Annotated in this window: 21 protein-coding genes; 18 read left to right on the forward strand and 3 right to left on the reverse strand. The window is 58.7% G+C overall.

All coding sequences use genetic code 11. The annotated features are described in order from the left end of the window. The first annotated feature begins 39 nt into the window (after positions 1 to 39). From NRG74_RS23455 to NRG74_RS23540, 18 genes are all read left to right on the forward strand, one after another. On the forward strand, positions 40 to 546 hold the full coding sequence (locus NRG74_RS23455) for a hypothetical protein (protein WP_257706746.1): 507 nt from the start codon (positions 40 to 42) through the stop codon (positions 544 to 546). 68 nt (positions 547 to 614) lie between these two features. Further along, the gene (locus tag NRG74_RS23460; protein WP_257706747.1) at positions 615 to 1,499 is read left to right on the forward strand and encodes a DNA adenine modification methylase; all 885 of its coding nucleotides are present in this window, start codon (positions 615 to 617) and stop codon (positions 1,497 to 1,499) included. A 500-nt stretch (positions 1,500 to 1,999) separates the two neighbouring features. Then, positions 2,000 to 2,140 (forward strand): hypothetical protein, encoded by a 141-nt coding sequence (locus tag NRG74_RS23465; protein ID WP_156522274.1) that lies wholly within the window; start codon positions 2,000 to 2,002, stop codon positions 2,138 to 2,140. Positions 2,141 to 2,407: 267 nt separating this feature from the next. After that, positions 2,408 to 2,704 carry a hypothetical protein gene (locus NRG74_RS23470; protein WP_257706748.1) on the forward strand — a complete coding sequence of 99 codons (297 nt, stop codon included), beginning with the start codon at positions 2,408 to 2,410 and terminating at the stop codon, positions 2,702 to 2,704. Positions 2,705 to 2,766: 62 nt separating this feature from the next. Beyond that, positions 2,767 to 3,414: a hypothetical protein gene (locus tag NRG74_RS23475; RefSeq protein WP_169887022.1), complete on the forward strand. Its 648-nt coding sequence runs from the start codon at positions 2,767 to 2,769 to the stop codon at positions 3,412 to 3,414. Between the two features lie 148 nt (positions 3,415 to 3,562). Then, complete coding sequence (locus tag NRG74_RS23480; RefSeq protein WP_064307005.1) at positions 3,563 to 3,856, forward strand: hypothetical protein; 294 nt, start codon at positions 3,563 to 3,565, stop codon at positions 3,854 to 3,856. Between the two features lie 211 nt (positions 3,857 to 4,067). Continuing rightward, positions 4,068 to 4,208: a hypothetical protein gene (locus tag NRG74_RS23485; protein WP_156522273.1), complete on the forward strand. Its 141-nt coding sequence runs from the start codon at positions 4,068 to 4,070 to the stop codon at positions 4,206 to 4,208. A 413-nt stretch (positions 4,209 to 4,621) separates the two neighbouring features. Further along, positions 4,622 to 5,419 carry a hypothetical protein gene (locus tag NRG74_RS23490; protein ID WP_169887021.1) on the forward strand — a complete coding sequence of 266 codons (798 nt, stop codon included), beginning with the start codon at positions 4,622 to 4,624 and terminating at the stop codon, positions 5,417 to 5,419. Between the two features lie 136 nt (positions 5,420 to 5,555). After that, positions 5,556 to 6,692: a DUF7146 domain-containing protein gene (locus NRG74_RS23495; protein ID WP_169887020.1), complete on the forward strand. Its 1,137-nt coding sequence runs from the start codon at positions 5,556 to 5,558 to the stop codon at positions 6,690 to 6,692. After that, positions 6,689 to 6,979 carry a hypothetical protein gene (locus tag NRG74_RS23500; protein WP_169887019.1) on the forward strand — a complete coding sequence of 97 codons (291 nt, stop codon included), beginning with the start codon at positions 6,689 to 6,691 and terminating at the stop codon, positions 6,977 to 6,979. The genes NRG74_RS23495 and NRG74_RS23500 overlap by 4 nt, the downstream gene beginning before the upstream one ends. A 121-nt stretch (positions 6,980 to 7,100) precedes the next feature. Further along, complete coding sequence (locus tag NRG74_RS23505) at positions 7,101 to 7,343, forward strand: DUF1654 domain-containing protein (protein ID WP_231893056.1); 243 nt, start codon at positions 7,101 to 7,103, stop codon at positions 7,341 to 7,343. A gap of 111 nt (positions 7,344 to 7,454) precedes the next feature. Then, positions 7,455 to 8,183 (forward strand): hypothetical protein, encoded by a 729-nt coding sequence (locus NRG74_RS23510; RefSeq protein WP_231893055.1) that lies wholly within the window; start codon positions 7,455 to 7,457, stop codon positions 8,181 to 8,183. 7 nt (positions 8,184 to 8,190) lie between these two features. Continuing rightward, complete coding sequence (locus NRG74_RS23515) at positions 8,191 to 8,607, forward strand: hypothetical protein (protein WP_007162841.1); 417 nt, start codon at positions 8,191 to 8,193, stop codon at positions 8,605 to 8,607. A gap of 300 nt (positions 8,608 to 8,907) precedes the next feature. After that, the gene (locus NRG74_RS23520; RefSeq protein WP_007162842.1) at positions 8,908 to 9,540 is read left to right on the forward strand and encodes an SOS response-associated peptidase; all 633 of its coding nucleotides are present in this window, start codon (positions 8,908 to 8,910) and stop codon (positions 9,538 to 9,540) included. 480 nt (positions 9,541 to 10,020) lie between these two features. Next, complete coding sequence (locus tag NRG74_RS23525) at positions 10,021 to 10,665, forward strand: hypothetical protein (RefSeq protein ID WP_007162843.1); 645 nt, start codon at positions 10,021 to 10,023, stop codon at positions 10,663 to 10,665. Next, complete coding sequence (locus NRG74_RS23530; protein WP_007162844.1) at positions 10,662 to 11,369, forward strand: nucleotidyl transferase AbiEii/AbiGii toxin family protein; 708 nt, start codon at positions 10,662 to 10,664, stop codon at positions 11,367 to 11,369. Before NRG74_RS23525 ends, NRG74_RS23530 begins: the two co-directional genes overlap by 4 nt. Next, positions 11,369 to 12,055, forward strand: coding sequence for a PP2C family serine/threonine-protein phosphatase (locus tag NRG74_RS23535; protein ID WP_132833155.1), 687 nt, complete (start codon positions 11,369 to 11,371; stop codon positions 12,053 to 12,055). Before NRG74_RS23530 ends, NRG74_RS23535 begins: the two co-directional genes overlap by 1 nt. Positions 12,056 to 12,407: 352 nt before the next feature. Next, on the forward strand, positions 12,408 to 12,956 hold the full coding sequence (locus NRG74_RS23540) for a hypothetical protein (protein WP_169854969.1): 549 nt from the start codon (positions 12,408 to 12,410) through the stop codon (positions 12,954 to 12,956). A 533-nt stretch (positions 12,957 to 13,489) separates the two neighbouring features. Here NRG74_RS23540 and NRG74_RS23545 read toward each other — a convergent pair. The 3 genes from NRG74_RS23545 to NRG74_RS23555 form a co-directional block, all read right to left on the reverse strand. Next, the gene (locus tag NRG74_RS23545) at positions 13,490 to 13,819 is read right to left on the reverse strand and encodes a four-helix bundle copper-binding protein (RefSeq protein ID WP_007162846.1); all 330 of its coding nucleotides are present in this window, start codon (positions 13,817 to 13,819) and stop codon (positions 13,490 to 13,492) included. Positions 13,820 to 14,045: 226 nt separating this feature from the next. Beyond that, on the reverse strand, positions 14,046 to 15,425 hold the full coding sequence (locus tag NRG74_RS23550; RefSeq protein ID WP_074585337.1) for a heavy metal sensor histidine kinase: 1,380 nt from the start codon (positions 15,423 to 15,425) through the stop codon (positions 14,046 to 14,048). After that, positions 15,422 to 16,108, reverse strand: a complete 687-nt coding sequence (locus NRG74_RS23555) for a heavy metal response regulator transcription factor (RefSeq protein WP_074585336.1) — start codon at positions 16,106 to 16,108, stop codon at positions 15,422 to 15,424. The genes NRG74_RS23550 and NRG74_RS23555 overlap by 4 nt, the downstream gene beginning before the upstream one ends. Positions 16,109 to 16,156: the final 48 nt, after the last annotated feature.

A 16,156-nucleotide genomic window follows, 5' to 3' on the forward strand; every position in this document is an offset into this window, starting at 1 on the left:
CCCTCGGGGCATGACCACCTCCTACTCCCGGAGATAGTCATGAACAAAAAGTTTTGCTGTGCCATTTACTCGAAAGGCCTGACCGTGATGGACGAGGTCCTAGCTGCCAACCCGCGGGCTGCTGCGTCCCGCTTTCTGAGCGATGAGCTCGGTAAGTTGGCCGCCGGGCGTGTAGCTATGGGAAATGTGATTCTTGAGCGTATCCCAGACGATCCAGCCGCAGAGTGGGCGTTCGTGTGTGGTCCTTGTAAATCACCTGCCTCTTCAGAGGCCACTTGGTTTTTCAAGGTTGTCGCTGCAGACGTACCGCTGCGGACCAATGTGGTAGTTCGTCACACCAAGAATGGCGAGGTACTGCTTGAAGCTGACAATCCAGTCGACCTCTATTTTCTAGAAGACGGAGACAGTAACTGGTGTGGCGAATCCAGCCCAGACAGCTGTGTTTCTATAGATGACCGTGATCTCTATGTCAGACGCATGATATGTGAGGCCACCGACATTACCGACCTACTGGAGGCCCTCGACCACGTGCCTTCCAGCAACTAATCAACAACTCAACCCTATCGGGGCATTACCCCCGATAGGGGGTGTGCCTCCTACATACGGAGCACATCATGAAATTCCCAAACTCGATCCTGTCTTTCCCGGACCGTGGGCCCTGGGGCAACAGCCGCTACCGCGGTAACTGCAGCGGCCACGTCATCCAAGGCTTCTTCGCGACCTACCACCGGCGCAAGGACGGCCTGGCGTTCGATCCCAGCATTGGCGGGGGCACCTCGGTCGAGGTGGCTCAGGAGATGGGGCTGCGTTTCAAAGGTACCGACCTGCACCAGGGCTTCAACCTGCTGCTGGATGATCTGCAGACGTTCCTGGGCGAGGAGGCACATTCGTGCTTCTGGCACCCGGCGTACCTGGACATGATCCAGTACAGCGGGAACGTCTGGGGTGAGCCCAATCGGTGGGACATGAGCCGCATGGCGATGGGGGAGTTTGTTGAGGCGCTGGAGCTGGCCTTGATGAACATCCACGACGCCATGGAGCGCGGCGGTACCTACGGCATCTTGATGGGCAACCTGCGCCGGCAGGGGGAGTACTTCAATCTCTCTTCGCTGGTGGAGCGGGTCGCGCCCGGCAAGCTGATCGACGAGCTGATCAAGGCGCAGCACAACTGCGTCTCGGACCGGCGAACCTATGGCGGCAACGTCGTACGCATCGCGCACGAGAAGCTGCTGGTCTTTCGCAAGGAGCGCGGTTCACTGCACTTCCTGGCCAAGGTCCAGCAGCGCGCTCAGGCCATGCAGGGCATCACCTGGCGAGCCGCGGTGCATCGGTTGCTGCAGGGCGGCAAGACGCTGCATCTCAAGGAAATCAACACGCAGCTCGAGGCCTACGCGGCTACCCGGGCGAACAACCATTGGGAGGCCAAGATTCGGCAGGTCGTCCAGGACGAGCGCTATTTCGAGCGCGTCGCACCTGGCACCTATCGACTCGCGGCATGACGATCTCGCCCCCCTTCAGCCTGGCTGAGGGGGGGCAGAGACCGCTTCGGCAAGAGCAGCTTGCTCAAGCGGTTTCAGGCAGACCCATGGTGGTCTGTTTTGAAAAGCTGGTACCACCAGCACTTACTAAACCGACGGGGTTTAACAACCCCGTCAGGGCGTTGTTATCCCGTCATAACCGGAGATAACAATGTTGAAAAAAATAGGTCTATTGGGCGCATTCGTCGCTCACGTGCTCGTAGGGGTGTTGTTCTTTCTAATCCTGGCTTCGGCCGCTCTGCTGCTCGCTTGGTTTACCCACCAGGTCGGCACATTGGAATACGGAAGACCGCTCGTCCCTATCCTTACAGTGCTCGAAAAAGCGGTTCTCTATGGTGACTGTGCGTTTTTTCTGTGGTGGGTGATAAAATCCACTATCAAAGCGTGCAAGAACCTAGACTAAGATCGGTTGATGGGTTGCTTGGCAGCCCTTTAATAGGACATCACCAGAGGAAACAGCTATGAGTGAGTTCATTCGTGGCTTCAAGCGCGGCGCAAGAGAGACCATGTACGGCTACTGGGCGCCCGCCGTGGCTTTGTGGAGACTGCTGTCGAGCACTACGGACGATCTGATCCGGAAGGCGAACCAGGCAGAGAAATAGAGCTTTCCTTCTACATCGGCGGCGGTCCAGGCTTGCCTGCGCCGCTGCACCCGTTCCTCTTGCTGGGAACGCCGATGTCGATCCAGGGCCGTTGTGGCTCTGGATCGGCGGATCGGAAACCGTTTCGCAAAGCAGGCCTTTGCAAAGCGGTTTCAGCGTGGCCAATGGTGGCCGCGTCGAAAGGCAGCTGATCCTCTATCAGCACATCGATAAACCCTGGCGGGAGCTCTCCCGCAGGGACTGGTCTCGCCCTCTACCGGAGAGACCATGGAAGTTACCGCTCGCCACCTTGCGAACTATCTCTACTCAGGCTTCGTCTCGACGTTTTCCGACGTTGAGCGTGAACGGCTCTGCCAGGTGTATCCCTGGGCCAGAATCAACTTTGCCGAAGGAGAGGTGGATGTCCACACGAGCTTTCGCGCCCGCCTCACGGATGGACGCACGTTGCTGTGTCTGTTCCCTGAGGCTCTTGGCGATCACGTGCTGGTCGTCGACACCCCAATGGAGCTGCTCAAGCAGACCCTGATACCGCTCGTGTCCATCGAACGCATCATCTACTCATAACCCCACCCAGCCGGGCCTAGTCCCGGTAGGGACGCGGCCTGGCTCTACCAAGGAGCTAGACCATGAATCACGAAAACGCGGTACGTCCCTGCGCTGAAGCGGATGCCCTCAAGCTCGTGCAGTCGCTGCGCGCGCTCGACGCCAAACAGCTGCTGCAGGCCGCCGTCGAACGAGGGCTGACCTTCGGTGACTGCATCAACGCTTTCGGTATGACGCCTGAGGAAAGCGCGTTCGTGAGCGCTGCGCAGGCAATGCCGGACGACGACATCGAGTTCGATGACAGAACCGTTGTGTCGCGTAGCGAGCGGGGTGCATTCGTGCACTGCTGGCACTTCGTGCCAAATGAAGCGGCTGGCATTCCCGAGCCTTCGGTGATGCTCGAAGCGCTGCAATACTTCGCTGCCACCCACCAGGGTGGAGGTGATCCGCAGCTGAAGGCCAAATATCTCGCGCTTGCGCAACTGATGGATGTCCTGGGCGCTGAGTTCGACGAGCTCGAGGGCACCCCGCAAGAGGTGGTGCCGTCGTGCTTCGACCTGGGGGACGCGTCTATTGAGATGCTGCCCTCCAGGCTCGTCGCTGAGCTGGCTGCTACCGCACTGGAACAGGGATTCTCCCCGGTTCTCGCGGAGGCGCTACTCAACTGGATCGAGCACCAGGGCAACCTGCTCGACCAGCTGGCGGCTGAGATGTTCGTAGCAGCGGCCTGAAGCCAGGCCGCGCTGTAAGAATCTTTCACTCGATCATGCGATCGGTGAAGACGATGTAGCTGAGCATCTTCCTTCAGCACTTCAACCCACCGCGGGGATCTCTGTCCCCGTGGGGCAAGGGTCTCTGCATTTTCGATGGAGGCCTGTTATGGGAGACCATAGCAAGAAAGACCCTGCTGTCCGCGTTCCCTGGTACCACCCATTGATGCACTTCGCCGGCCATAGCCTGGTCGGTACCGGCATCTTCCTCATCGTCGCCATGCCGGCGGTGCTGCTGGGATACCTGGTGCACAAGCTGCGGGAGTACAACGTCGCTGAGTTCACGCTCACGGTGCTGTTCTTCCTCGAGCACACCATCCTGGTGGTCGATGCTTTGCTGTTCCTGTCCTACCTGGGCTTCACGTCCTGGAAGGCATTCAAGGAGATCAAAGATGATCACTGAAGGCTCGAAGGTAAGAAGAGCGGTAGCGGAGTTCATCACGGCGGCCCGCGAGGCACCGCGCATCTACTTCGCTCCGTTACGCGGGGCTATAACCGGTGTCACTTTGCAGTGGCGACAGCTGCAAAACTGCCACCAAAACAGTGGCACAAAGCCGTTGTGATGGCACCAGCCCGGGCGTATGCTCAGGACATGTACTGGCGAGGAGCCGACCATGTTCCGACATCACCTGGTGCGTTTCTTCAAAACCTTCGCTGCTGAGTTCGTCAGCGCTGCCAAGCAGGCGCCGGCGATCTACTTCGCACCCCTGCGGGGCGCGATCAACGCGGTAAAGGCGCAAGCTCGCAAGGCTTGAGCTTAATCCTGGCCAGCCTCTCTTCCGGGAGGCTGAGCTTTCACCGATAGACGTATCAGCGGGCCGCAAGGCCTTTCCCCACGGGACTTCTGCTCCCGATGGGGGCAGGGTCCCTCCCAACCAGGAGGTGCACCATGGCCGAGATCATCAATCTGGTGATTGTCGTTCTCGATCTGCTTCTCTGAAGCGATCGCTCAAGCGAGTCCCCGCACATGCGGCGGGGCTTGCTTTGAGTCTACTGCGGAGTGCCTCTCAGGCAGTCCACAGTGGATTCTCGATGGCGCCATGGTGCGCCCTCGTGATGCAGCAGCTGAGCTCTTCAGCACCGGCCTATCGTTCTGATCGGCCACCCCTAACCCGCGCGGGCTTCGTCCCCGCCGGGGCCGGACTCCGCGCTTACCGGAGATCCAGGAATGTCTATCACCACCGCGCTTACCACCATGATGGCCCGCCAGCTCGTCAAGCTTGGCTACCCGTCCGACGACGTGCGCTTCTCCCTCGGCTACTGCCAGGGCGACGGCGCAAGCTTCACCGGTACGCTCGATATCGAAAAGCTTGGCCCGCGCCTGGTACCGGAGATCCTTCCGGCGATCTGGAGCGAGCTCAAGGAAAACGCTGACCAGGACGAGGAGCTCACGCTGTCTCGAGATCCAGGTCGCTATGTACATGAGCGATCAACGTCCTTGAGCGAGTCGGCTCGTAGCGTTGAAGGTACCGCCGCGGAGGTATACGGCGGCCCTACGCATAAGGTCGCGTTCCACCGCTTCATGACGGCCTTGGAAGAGGACGTCGTGTCGACGGGAGCGATGCTTGCGCGCTTGGGCTACAGCCTCACTGAGCGCTACCTGCGCGAAAGCGTCCAGCTGCGAGTCTTTCGCCTGGATCGCTTTCGTGTAGAGCTCAACGCCTTCGAGGACGAGACTTACAACCCGTTCGAATGGCAGACCACCGACGACGAGCTCGATGAGCGAATCTCGGCGGTCATGGAGGAAAAGCTGCGCTTCTGCGCACTGGAGGCCAAGGTCTACCTGGTCACTGGTGAAGAGGAGGGTGGCGACATCCTTCTCGCTGGCAAGCACGTCTACGGCGTTGAGCTTCCGGAGGGTCAGCGCGTTTGCAGCGCCGGCCGCGAGGTCATTCACGAAGCTATCGGTACTGCCCGTCAGTACCTCGACTCGCTGTCCCTACCGCGCCTGCGGCAGGCAGCCTGATCCAACCAACCCCAGGGGGGCTTATCCCCCTCCGGGGGCGAAGTCTCTCTGGACCATTCCCCAGCGCCGGGGCTTCCCCAAGCTCCCGTCTCGGGGGTTTCGGGAAGCCCCGGTGCTGGGCTTTACCTGGAGGTCCATGATGAGAAATTTGAAAGCGAGTGTGGTGCGTGACGCGGCAAAGGTGCGGGGCTGGGATTCCATCCTGGAGGATCTGTGCCCTGAGATCGATGCACGCGCATTCAGCAAGGTGGGGCGCCATGTCGCCTGCCCTGTGCACGGCAAGACCGGGCGCAAGGGGGATGGCTTCCGCTTCTTCCGCAAGGACTTTCACGAGTCCGGCGGCGGGATCTGCAACACCTGCGGTGCGTTCCCGGACGGGTTCGCGCTGCTGCAGTGGCTCAAGAGTATCGACTTCGCTGATGCGGTATCGCTGGTGGGAGACCGCCTGGATATCCGCTCTACCGATGACGAGAACGTGCAGGAGCGTGTCAATCGCCAGAGCCTGCCTCAGCTTCAAGCCCGGCGCGAAGCCGCAGCGGCGAAGCAGGCGGAGGAGGACACGATGCTGCGCAACCGGCTGAACAAGATGTGGGCGGAGACCATCCCGCTGACTCATCCCGATGCCGAACCCGCGCGGCTGTACCTGGCCAGCCGAAAGATCCTGATCTGGGATCGCAGCGGCCTCGAAGGTACGGTGCGGTTTCACCGGGGCCTGTCCAGCCACAATGAAGATGGGCGCTTTGAAGGCGAGTACCCGGCGATCGTCGCCAAGGTCTCGAAGGCGAAGATGCCAATCACCCTGCACCGGCACTTTCTCACCGCCCGCGGCGAGAAGGCACCGGTGGAGAACCCGAAGAAGATGTGCGCCTATCCCAGTGATCGTCAGGTTACCGGTGGCGCCATCTGCACCGGGCCGTGGGATGCTCAGGTCGTCGACCTGTGCGAAGGCCTGGAGACCGCGTTTGCGATCGAAACAGGGATGGATCTTGCGGTTCGGGTTTACCCGGCGGTGAGCGCCACCTTGCTGGAAGCGTTTGAGCCTGGGCCGTCGACCAAGCTCGTTCGCATCTGGATCGACAAGGACCGGTCCGGTCGTGGAGAGGAAGCTGCCAAGGTGCTGCGCAAGCGGCTTTGGGAGCGGAACATCCAGCTGCAGGTCTTCGCGCCGCCGCTCCCCATTCCGGAGGGCGCCAAGGGCGTCGACTGGAATGATGTGCTGTTGCAGCTGGGGCGGATGGGCTTTCCGCAGTGGGCGAGGAGGGCAGTTGCGTGAGCAGTTACCTTTTCGATCCGCGGATCGTGCCCACGGCGCCAGGCAGCCACGGTATCGATCCCTTTGCGCCGCCGGCGACGTTTGCCGGCGGCCCGGGGGAGTACCGCGCGCTGGTCAGGGAGCGGTACCGGGAGCACTACGGCCGGTACCGGATCCTGCTTCACGTAAGGGCCGCAGAGGAGGGCGCTACGCTGACCTTCCTCGGACCCTACGCCGCCGAGGCTCAGCTCATCATCAACACCTTGTTCGGTCAGACCGAACACCCTGAAAGGGTCAGCGCACGCTGACCCTTTTTTTTTGCCTCGCGATCAACGCAGATGCCTTTCGTCTCGCCAGGCACGCACCGGTTGCCAGCAGGCCGGCCGGTTTAATACTGTATAAAAGAACATCCCCATGGGACCTGTGGAGATGGCCCGCACCCCACCGCCGGCATTGACGCCCTATGACCAGCTTGCCGCTAGGGTTCATAGGCAAGTCATGAGCGCGCCTGGCGTCCGAGAAAAGCACGTCCACGTTGAACGACGCGACGCGAGAGATCAGGACTGGGACCAGCTGCTCGAGGCGATCAGCGAGATGGAGGGCGTCATCATTGCCCACCGCGATGACGGTAGCGTCGACCTGTTCTGGAAGGTCAGCTACGACGACTTCTGAGTGATCGTATGACGCACTGGAAGGTTCGACCCACAACCGCGCTAGAATCGGCGTTTGCAATTTTCGAAAGGCATGGAGACTAGGTTCCAGTTACCTGCCGAGATCCAAACGATGACCTATAAAGTTTGCAAAGTGAGCACCGCGGCCACGGACGCGCCAGGCGTCTACAGCGTCCTGTTCAATGGTGACGACCGCTTTTTCCGCCGGATCGAGGTCCACCTGAGCCGAGACCTCGGCGACAACGTGCTCGACTTCATCGAGCTCTACGGCTTGTGGTGCGCCCTGGTGCAATTCGAGCTGGCCGGGCACCAGCGTAACTGCGGAAACCTGAAGCTTGTGGTGTCACGCGGTGCGGTGAAGCGCCTGTTGCTCTCAGACAGCTCCAAGGGCGAGCTCTACGAGACGTCGAACGCGCTGCGCACCCAGTTCTTCGGCCTCAGCGGTATCAGCGTCGAGAAGAACAAGCCCTGGACCCGTGGGGATCACCAGGCCTTCTGCGTTAAGTGGGACGGAACGCCCCCTCCGCAACCGTCGGTAGAGAACCCGGTATTCGGCAAGATCTATCTGACCCATCACACCCTGGTCGAGTACCTGGACGAGACGAAGGGTGAGTGCAAGCCGGAGAACGTCTTCCCGCGGCTGGCGCGGGTGGTCCGTGACCTGAATCGCGAAGTGACGCTCCCTGCCGAGGTACTTCGGCATAAGCAGCATCGCCACGCAGGTAACCAAGACGGCGTGCGGTACCTTGGCAGCATGGCGGGCTGGCAGCTCGTGACGAGGCCCGCGCTGGACCGGTCCGGTCTGCTAGCGATCACCGTATACCAGCGACAACAGATCTGAGGTCCCAATGTCCCACCGGCTGAACAGCTACATCGCGCGGCTGCGCACCGAGCTGATGAGCGTGCTCATGATGGCGGAGCCGGAAGTCTGGGAGCAGGTGCGCAACGCTTCACCTGAGGCGCAGATTGACGCGTTGTTCAAGAGCTCTGCGATCAGGCGCTTTATTTGCGAGCACGCGCTGGGGCAGGCTGGGTACGAGAAAGACGGGATTGTTCAGCGGCTCCGCAACGGTGTGCTGTACCAGCTGGAGCGCCTCTCGATCGACTGGGATCAGAATGGCTACCCGGCGAACGTATTGCTCTTCGGCCGCCCCCTCTCGAACACAGACGACGCCGCTGCATTCTTGGGCCGAATCAGCGATTTCGTGAGCGTCCCTGCTGGCATTCCAATTTCAGGACCTGAGATCTTGGATCTGGTGAAGTAGGGCCACATTTCGCCCGGAGAATTGGGGAGCAGCTTAGCTATTGCCCCGCTTCAGAGGACCGCGATGCTATCGGTGGAACTCAGATATCTGCTGATGATCATGCTCGAATCCCATGGTGGGTGGACCCACTCACCTGTCCCTGGCGCTGAGCCTGCGGCTGGGAGGCGGGGGTGCTTGCGGCTCCTTGACCGATAAGGTGGCAGCAGCCCATCTGGAACGCAGCGTGGCCAACGGGTCAAACAAGGTGGCGCGGCCAACAAGGCGGCTGCACCAGGTTAGATTTCCCGGAGGCGACAGGGCATGTGCAGTCACTATGAGGCGCCGACGCCGGCGCGGTTGAAAAGCGCATTCGGCGCTTCCGTCGACGAGCAATACCAAGGCGAGCTCTGGCCCCTCTACATGGGACCCTTCGTTCGGCTGAACCCAGCCGAGGCGCAGGATGACGGCGCACCGGAGTACGACATATCGGTAGGCCAGTTCGGCTTGCTGCCTGGTTGGGCAAAGGGCAGAAAGCTCGGGCGCAGCACCTACAACTGCCGCTCCGAAACGGCTGCCACAAAGAACTCCTTTCGCACCGCCTGGAAGAGGGTCCAGCACTGCATCATCCCTGCAGCAGCGATCTATGAGCCCGACTGGCGCAGCGGGAAGGCTGTGCCCACGCGGATCGAGCGTGCCGACGGCGGCCTGATGGCGATCGCTGGGCTGTGGGAGGAATGGAGCGATCCAGATGGCAAGGGGCGCTTCAGCTTCACCATGCTGACCGTCAACGCTGACGATCACCCCTTCATGAAGAACTACCATCGGCCTGAAGATGAGAAGCGGATGTTGGCGATACTGCCGAATGGCTCGATCAAGGAATGGCTGCAGGCGCCAGCCGAAGCAGCGAGCGAGTTCCTTCGTCAATATCCCTCAGATCGCCTGCGCGCCACTTAGGTAAGGGCTGGGTCGACCGCCGCTGCTTCGATTGGAATACCTTCTTGGATAGCCTACTTGCGGCCGCTCAGCGGACCGGCTTTCCGCTCCTGCTGGTAGATTGATGCGAAGCACGGCGGTACTGGCGGCGTTACAGTTGCACCGGGGCCGAGGTCATCCGCATGCAACGTGCGCGCGAGGCTGACGCGGCGCTGTACAACGGCGTTGGCGAGCCGCTGGTAGCAGAAGATGGTGGAAGCGGGGGACCGACCCTCGCCTAACCCAGACCGGCCGTTACCGGTGTCGCCCAGCGTGTAGCCTAGAACTGGTCTTCTGCGGCACGCGTGCGAGCCAGCTTTTCACGCCCGCTCTAAGTATCTAAAAGCGCGCTGCAGGCCAATTATTCCCAACCTCGCCGACCTCGCGCGCTTGCGCAACAGGTAATTTGCTGTTCTTATTGTCCCGTGTCCTAGGACTTGGGACAAGTAGAGCGAGCAAAAAATGAAAGGTCAAGACGTAGGCGTGATGCTCAGACTCGTATGTCTGCAAAAACACGAGGCGAGAGACAAGGTTGTAGCGACGTGGCCACACGATTGGCGCGACTGGCACCATAATGAGGAAGATGCCGCCTTCTCGTATCAACCGGATTTCGATCTCGACGATATGTCACCAGGCGCCTCCTACTACACCGCACGCGCGTTGGAGGAACAGACCGGGATCAGCAAATCACAGATCGCCCTGGCTCTGAAGCATTGCGTAGAGATCGGCCTAGCTAGGGTGGATGTGCGCTCTCAGCTTCCCCGGGTCAACACCCAGGCTCTATTAGAGTTTCTCGTCTATGGACTGCGGTTCGTCTTTCCAGCTCGGTACGGCGAACTGACCAGAGGCATTGCGACCGGATTCGCCGCTCCTGTCCTTTCGCGCTCACTGATCAGCAGCGGTGAACATATCCCGGTGTGGCCATATGCCCGAGGGAAAACGATGGGAATGAAAGTTGAACCACTCTTCAAGACCGCAGTGCTAGCAGCTCGAAAGGATCCAGAGATGTACGCGTTGTTGGCGCTAGTGGATTCCATTCGTGTTGGCCAACCACGGGAGCGAAATTTGGCTATTGAGCTTCTGCGCGAACGCCTGGAGATGACATGAACGTCTTTCCGATTTTGAAAGAGATGATATGCAAGGTGGCGCACGCTCTAGGGCCTGATTTGTGCGAAGACATGACGTTCGTAGGAGGGTGTACAACCGGTCTACTGCTCACAGACGAGTTCATTCGCGATCAAGTGCGGGCTACGGATGACGTCGACTTGATCGTACCCGTAATGGGAGCGATTAAATATTTAGAGCTACAGAACCGCCTGCGAGCGTCTGGGTTTAGGACGCCCCACCTTGCGAAGCAAAACGTTCCAATTTGCACGATGATGCTTGGCGACCTCCGCGTTGATTTTATGCCGGCCGACGACTCACTGGGATTTACGAATCGCTGGTACCAAGATGCGATCAAGAGCTCAAGTCGATACCGATTGGACGAGCACACTTCAATCAAACTGGTCAATCCGGTGTACTTCATCGCGACCAAACTCGAAGCATGGAAGGGCAGGGGAAATGGAAAGCCGGTCGCCAACCGGGACCTAGAAGACATCTTTAATCTTATTGAGGGCCGCGAAGAGCTTTTGGATGAGATCCAAGAGGCAGGTGACGATGTTCGAAATTACATTGCTGCCGAGATCGGCCTTTTATTCAGCGACTGCCCCCAATTTCCAGAGGCCATCAGCGACCAAACCAGAAACGATCCCGAGCGTGAAAGATTGCTGTACGAGCGTATGCGAGCCTTGATCGGGGAAGTCGGCTGATGCACGTTACGTGGCAGAGCCGCCAAGGCGTAGGGCGCAGCAGCAATAACGATGCTGCTGCGGTAGGGTATACAGAATATGGCGTAATGGCGGTAGTAGTTGACGCGGCCGAAGATGGCGATGGGGCCGCATTTGCGCAGCACTGGGCAAGGTCTATCGTCATCGCTACACAAGAGTCTTCTTCGCCGCTTGATGGAGACTCACTCCGCGCGCTTATCAACGCTGAGCAAGACCGGCTGAGATCGAAGTTTTCGATTGAGAAAGCGGCTTATTGTTGCGTATTCGTTGACCTACGCGTCCTCCAAGTGGAGGTACTTTATGCAGGCGACTGCCAGCTAGGCATCCTGAAGACCGATGAGTCGGTTACCTGGATAACGGTTCCGCATACGCTCAGTCGCCAAGCGGAACTGCTGGGGATTTCAGCGCCGGTCGATGCACGGCATGTGCTGACGCGATGCTTAAAGGTGCATCGTGCGCACGTCCCAGAAAGCTGCAGCGTTACCTATGCTCAACCGGATCGGCTAATCGTATGTACAGATGGCCACTGGTACAAAAGCCATGCTGCGCAAGATGCGATAGCAGATGGATCAGATGACGCCAGCGTACTTACCCTTCAGTTCGGCGGCCGGACGCAGTATGTTGAGTCCGACTGCGAGAACTTTTTTCCTTGCGGCCCTCTTGAATAGCATGACGACGCCTAGGATGTATGGAGCCCGAGGAAGCTCGATAGCTTCCCCGTACAAGCCCCGCTTCGACGTTTTTTGTGCCTAAAGCTTTTCTATCTACCGCCGATAATCATGCCAGAACTCAGTATGGAAGGTGGATATGAACGGTAGGGCATGGAAATTTATTCTGGTATCGAGCGTGCTCGCTTGCAATTGGGCTCACGCTGACTTCCCAAGGACGTCCGTCGAGTGGAAAGCTCAGGAAGAAGGCGAAGCTCCCACCTCTCGCTACGATGTTTATATCGATACACTCCGATTCGAGTCTGACGATGGCAACGCCGATTCGCAGATTCAGCTCGCTCAAGAGCTACTGATGAGCACTAAGCTCAAGTCAGACGACCTTCCAAAAATCAAGCTTCTGATAGACGCAGCCGAAAGCAAGCTTGGAGCGGAAAAGGTAAGCATGGCCCGCAGTCTGCTAAAGGGTCAGGAGGGCAAGGTAGCGGGTACCACTATCATTTCTGAGCCTATCGTTGTTGGTCTATCACCCAAGCGTCCTCATAGCCCAGAAAAAGCGGAGTTTTATGCACGTTGCTCAGCAATGGCGTCTGTATTAAATGAAGAAATCGAAAAAGCCAAGGGTGCTACAGATCAGCTGTTCACTGATTTTTCTGTCAACTCCGCGGTCGCTTCGATTTTATACTCGGATTCCGCATACTTTCTAAAAATTTATCAGCCGAACGAATATAGCTACAAATACCAAATGGCCAGGCACCGGGCACAAACTATTTATGCATTGCAAAACACAATGAATGCCTGCATGGCGAGCATGAAGAAGGATATCGCCGAAATGAAGCCATTCGAGAAAAGTGCGCGTGATGATTTTTTTAAAATGGCTGATAACAGTGTAGGATTTAAATAATCCCGTCAGTTGTAAAAGTTTTCTAACCAGTAAGGCATTTTTCGTCATCCTTGCTGGCTGCACATCGTTTCGAACCGCGTGCACGGATTCTGGATCTGATCTTGCGCCATGACCGGTTGTAGGCACGCACGGCCGCCCTGTCCGGCTGCGCGTCCTGTCAAGGCTAAGTAGAGATGTCGCTCTGACAGCTAAGTAAAAATGTCATTATGACCTTACGTCCGAGCCTAACTCTTATCGGAGTGACATCAATAGTTGGTACCTAGCTGCAGGACTGCTGATAGTAGCCGCCGTCTTCTAGCTTCACGAAAGCAGCGATGACAATCGCAGCTCGGTACTGGCTTCTACCAGAGGCTTCGTGCTGTCACGGTGGTTTCCGCCAGGTTTGGGCAGCTGAGTGCAGGCGTACATGGCCGGACCGGGACGCCCAATGCCCTGAAGCCGTTACAGGTCAGTGAAGTGACTGATGCAATTAAGTGTGACGGAGGCATAGATGGTGAGGGCAGCCGAGCCGCCCCACCTCTGACTGACCGATATCAGGCGGCCATTCGCTCGCATTCCTCGGCACAGCGCATGCAGGCCTCGGCACACGCCTGACAATGCTGCGCCTCGTGCTTGGCGCACTCTTCGCCACAGGCACGGCAGATCGTGGCGCACAGGGCACAGAACTGCTTGGCGTACTCGCTCTCGCGAGCCATTAGCGTGGCAGCCATGTAGCAAATGTCGGCGCAGTCTCGGTCGAGCTCGATGCAGCGCGCCATCATCTTCACGTCGTCTTCGCGCAGGCAGGCGGAGGCGCAGGTTTCACAGACGATAGCGCAGTTGGAGCAGGCCTGGATACAAGATTCGAACATAGAGTTTGTCATGGTAAATCTCCAGATTGGGAAAGAGTGACGAACCTGAGTGGCCCCGAAGTGAGTAGGCAACTCCACTCGCGTGAGCGGCTGCCGACCTCGGTCCAGAGGACCCAAAATATGCGACCGGCGCCTGCCGCAATTGGTTTTGCCTGGAACATTACAATTCTGTAAGCCATTCCCGATGGTAGTTTTGAAAGCGCCCGTAGGTATGGCCCGCTCACCGGTAGCCATCCGCTCAGGTTTGCATGCCAACAGGTCGCAAGAACGTCAGGGTGAAGGCCGTTCGGCCTCTTTGGGATGTACAGTTGATCGTGCCACCATGCGCCGTCATCAGCGACCGGGCGATGGCCAACCCGAGCCCCGCATTGCCGTCACCTTCGCGACGTGCTGGATCCACCCGATAGAACCGGTCGAAGATCCTCGCCTGGTGCTCCGGTGGAATTTTGGGGCCGGGGTTTTCTATCCGAAGCTCTACACGGCTGCCATAGTCCTGGATGTAGACCTCAATCGTCTCTCCAGAAGGGGTATAGCGCAGGGCATTGGACAGCAGATTCGACACGACACGGTCGATCATCACGCTATCCGCAAAGATCAAGGCGCTTCCCGATGCCTTGAGCTGGATACCCTTATCCTCAGCCAGAAGCTCGTAGTATCCGAACAGCTTGCCGATGACCCTACCCAAATCCAGCTCGACCGGTTCAGGTACGATCAGGCCGTTGTCGGACTTGGCCAGGAACAGCATGCCGTCGATGATTCCCGACAGGCGATTGAGCTCTTCCAGGTTGGAGGTCAGATTCTCCTCGTACACGTCCGAGTCCCGCTTTTGGGCCAGGATCACCTCGGTATGAGTCCGCAGGTTGCTGATCGGGGTTCGTAGCTCGTGTGCGATGTCGGCAGAAAAATTCGATAGACGTATGAACGAGTCGTCCAGGCGACCGAGCATGGAATTGAAGGCGGTGATGAGCTCGCGTAACTCATCGGGCACGGGCTCCAGAGGAATACGCTCCTTCAAGGAGCCTGCGGACATCGAGGCGGCTGTCTGGGTCACCTTGGCCACCGGCCGCAGCCCATTCTTGGCAACCAGCCAACCAAGTGCGGCACTCAGCACGGTGCTGGCTAGCAGAACGCCCCAGAACCAGCGCTCCAGCATGGCGAAGAAGTGCATATGCGTCGTGACGTCCAGTACCAACCACATGGTCAGCGGAGCAGTGGCCTCCGACGACGAGACTGGCGCCTTCAAGGCCCTGAACATGTGTCCGTCACTTTCCCACTCCCACACGCCATCGTGCTCGGTCGCCTGAGCCAGGGACGGCACCGATGACTGGGGAGGCTCTGCAAAAAAGAGGCTTCCGTCAGCCTGGAGGAATACCGCGCTGAGATCGGGATGTGCTCCCAGTAGCGTGTGCCAGCGAATCTTGAGCTGGTCCGAATTCGCGCCGGGCTCTTGAGCAATCTGGGTGATCGCTTCAAGCTTTTCTTCCAGAGCCTGGGCATCCAGAGCACGAAAATGGTGGCGGCTCAGCTCGTTGAAAGCGATGCCCACGATGATGAGGACAGCGACGACCGCGGCTACAAACATGAGGCTGAGGCGGAAGGTAAGTGAACCTGGCTTCATCCTTCGTCCTGCACGTCTAGCCTGTAGCCCATTCCACGGCAGGTGTGGAGAAGTTTCGCCTCGAAGTCATCGTCAATCTTGGCCCTTAACCGCCGAATCGCCACCTCGATGACATTCGTATCGCTATCGAAATTCATGTCCCATACTTGTGATGCGATAAGAGATTTTGACAGGACCTCGCCTCGCCGACGCATCAACAACTCCAGCAAGGCGAACTCTTTAGCGGTAAGGTCAATTCGCTTGCCGCCCCGCGTGGCGCGGCGCTTGAGTAGGTCAACCTGCAGATCTCCGATCTGCAGGTTCGTTTGAATCGGTGGGCTACCATGCCCGCGCCTTAATAGCGTTCGAACACGTGCCAGCAGTTCTGAAAAGGCAAAGGGCTTGACCAGGTAGTCATCGGCGCCCAGCTCTAATCCTTTGACTCGGTCGTCCACGCCATCCCGTGCCGTCAGAAACAGCACCGGTACCGACTGACCGGCAGCACGCAGGCGTGTGACCACCCCCCAACCATCGAGGCCGGGCATCATCACGTCGAGAATCAGCAGGTCATAGGCTTCAGTCTGCATCTGATCGATGGCATCCGTTCCGGTGACCACTCGATCTACCGTGAAGCCAGCCTCTCGGAGGCCCTGCTGCAGATAGATTCCGGTCTTGGGTTCGTCTTCAGCTACCAGCAGCTTCATGCTCCATCCTCGGCTACACGATCTTTTCGGGACGGCACTACGGGGCCA

The organism is Pseudomonas oryzihabitans (assembly GCF_024652905.1).
Classification (GTDB): Bacteria; Pseudomonadota; Gammaproteobacteria; order Pseudomonadales; family Pseudomonadaceae; genus Chryseomonas; species Chryseomonas benzopyrenica.

What these genes read in the sequence shown, in the direction of transcription:
- NRG74_RS23455 (WP_257706746.1), top strand. Translation starts at nt 40, where the DNA reads ATGAACAAAAAGTTTTGCTGTGCCATTTACTCGAAAGGCCTGACCGTG.
- NRG74_RS23460 (WP_257706747.1), top strand. Translation starts at nt 615, where the DNA reads ATGAAATTCCCAAACTCGATCCTGTCTTTCCCGGACCGTGGGCCCTGG.
- NRG74_RS23465 (WP_156522274.1), top strand. Translation starts at nt 2,000, where the DNA reads ATGAGTGAGTTCATTCGTGGCTTCAAGCGCGGCGCAAGAGAGACCATG.
- NRG74_RS23470 (WP_257706748.1), top strand. Translation starts at nt 2,408, where the DNA reads ATGGAAGTTACCGCTCGCCACCTTGCGAACTATCTCTACTCAGGCTTC.
- NRG74_RS23475 (WP_169887022.1), top strand. Translation starts at nt 2,767, where the DNA reads ATGAATCACGAAAACGCGGTACGTCCCTGCGCTGAAGCGGATGCCCTC.
- NRG74_RS23480 (WP_064307005.1), top strand. Translation starts at nt 3,563, where the DNA reads ATGGGAGACCATAGCAAGAAAGACCCTGCTGTCCGCGTTCCCTGGTAC.
- NRG74_RS23485 (WP_156522273.1), top strand. Translation starts at nt 4,068, where the DNA reads ATGTTCCGACATCACCTGGTGCGTTTCTTCAAAACCTTCGCTGCTGAG.
- NRG74_RS23490 (WP_169887021.1), top strand. Translation starts at nt 4,622, where the DNA reads ATGTCTATCACCACCGCGCTTACCACCATGATGGCCCGCCAGCTCGTC.
- NRG74_RS23495 (WP_169887020.1), top strand. Translation starts at nt 5,556, where the DNA reads ATGATGAGAAATTTGAAAGCGAGTGTGGTGCGTGACGCGGCAAAGGTG.
- NRG74_RS23505 (WP_231893056.1), top strand. Translation starts at nt 7,101, where the DNA reads ATGGCCCGCACCCCACCGCCGGCATTGACGCCCTATGACCAGCTTGCC.
- NRG74_RS23510 (WP_231893055.1), top strand. Translation starts at nt 7,455, where the DNA reads ATGACCTATAAAGTTTGCAAAGTGAGCACCGCGGCCACGGACGCGCCA.
- NRG74_RS23515 (WP_007162841.1), top strand. Translation starts at nt 8,191, where the DNA reads ATGTCCCACCGGCTGAACAGCTACATCGCGCGGCTGCGCACCGAGCTG.
- NRG74_RS23520 (WP_007162842.1), top strand. Translation starts at nt 8,908, where the DNA reads ATGTGCAGTCACTATGAGGCGCCGACGCCGGCGCGGTTGAAAAGCGCA.
- NRG74_RS23525 (WP_007162843.1), top strand. Translation starts at nt 10,021, where the DNA reads ATGAAAGGTCAAGACGTAGGCGTGATGCTCAGACTCGTATGTCTGCAA.
- NRG74_RS23530 (WP_007162844.1), top strand. Translation starts at nt 10,662, where the DNA reads ATGAACGTCTTTCCGATTTTGAAAGAGATGATATGCAAGGTGGCGCAC.
- NRG74_RS23535 (WP_132833155.1), top strand. Translation starts at nt 11,369, where the DNA reads ATGCACGTTACGTGGCAGAGCCGCCAAGGCGTAGGGCGCAGCAGCAAT.
- NRG74_RS23540 (WP_169854969.1), top strand. Translation starts at nt 12,408, where the DNA reads ATGAGCACTAAGCTCAAGTCAGACGACCTTCCAAAAATCAAGCTTCTG.
- NRG74_RS23545 (WP_007162846.1), bottom strand. Translation starts at nt 13,819, where the DNA reads ATGACAAACTCTATGTTCGAATCTTGTATCCAGGCCTGCTCCAACTGC.
- NRG74_RS23550 (WP_074585337.1), bottom strand. Translation starts at nt 15,425, where the DNA reads ATGAAGCCAGGTTCACTTACCTTCCGCCTCAGCCTCATGTTTGTAGCC.
- NRG74_RS23555 (WP_074585336.1), bottom strand. Translation starts at nt 16,108, where the DNA reads ATGAAGCTGCTGGTAGCTGAAGACGAACCCAAGACCGGAATCTATCTG.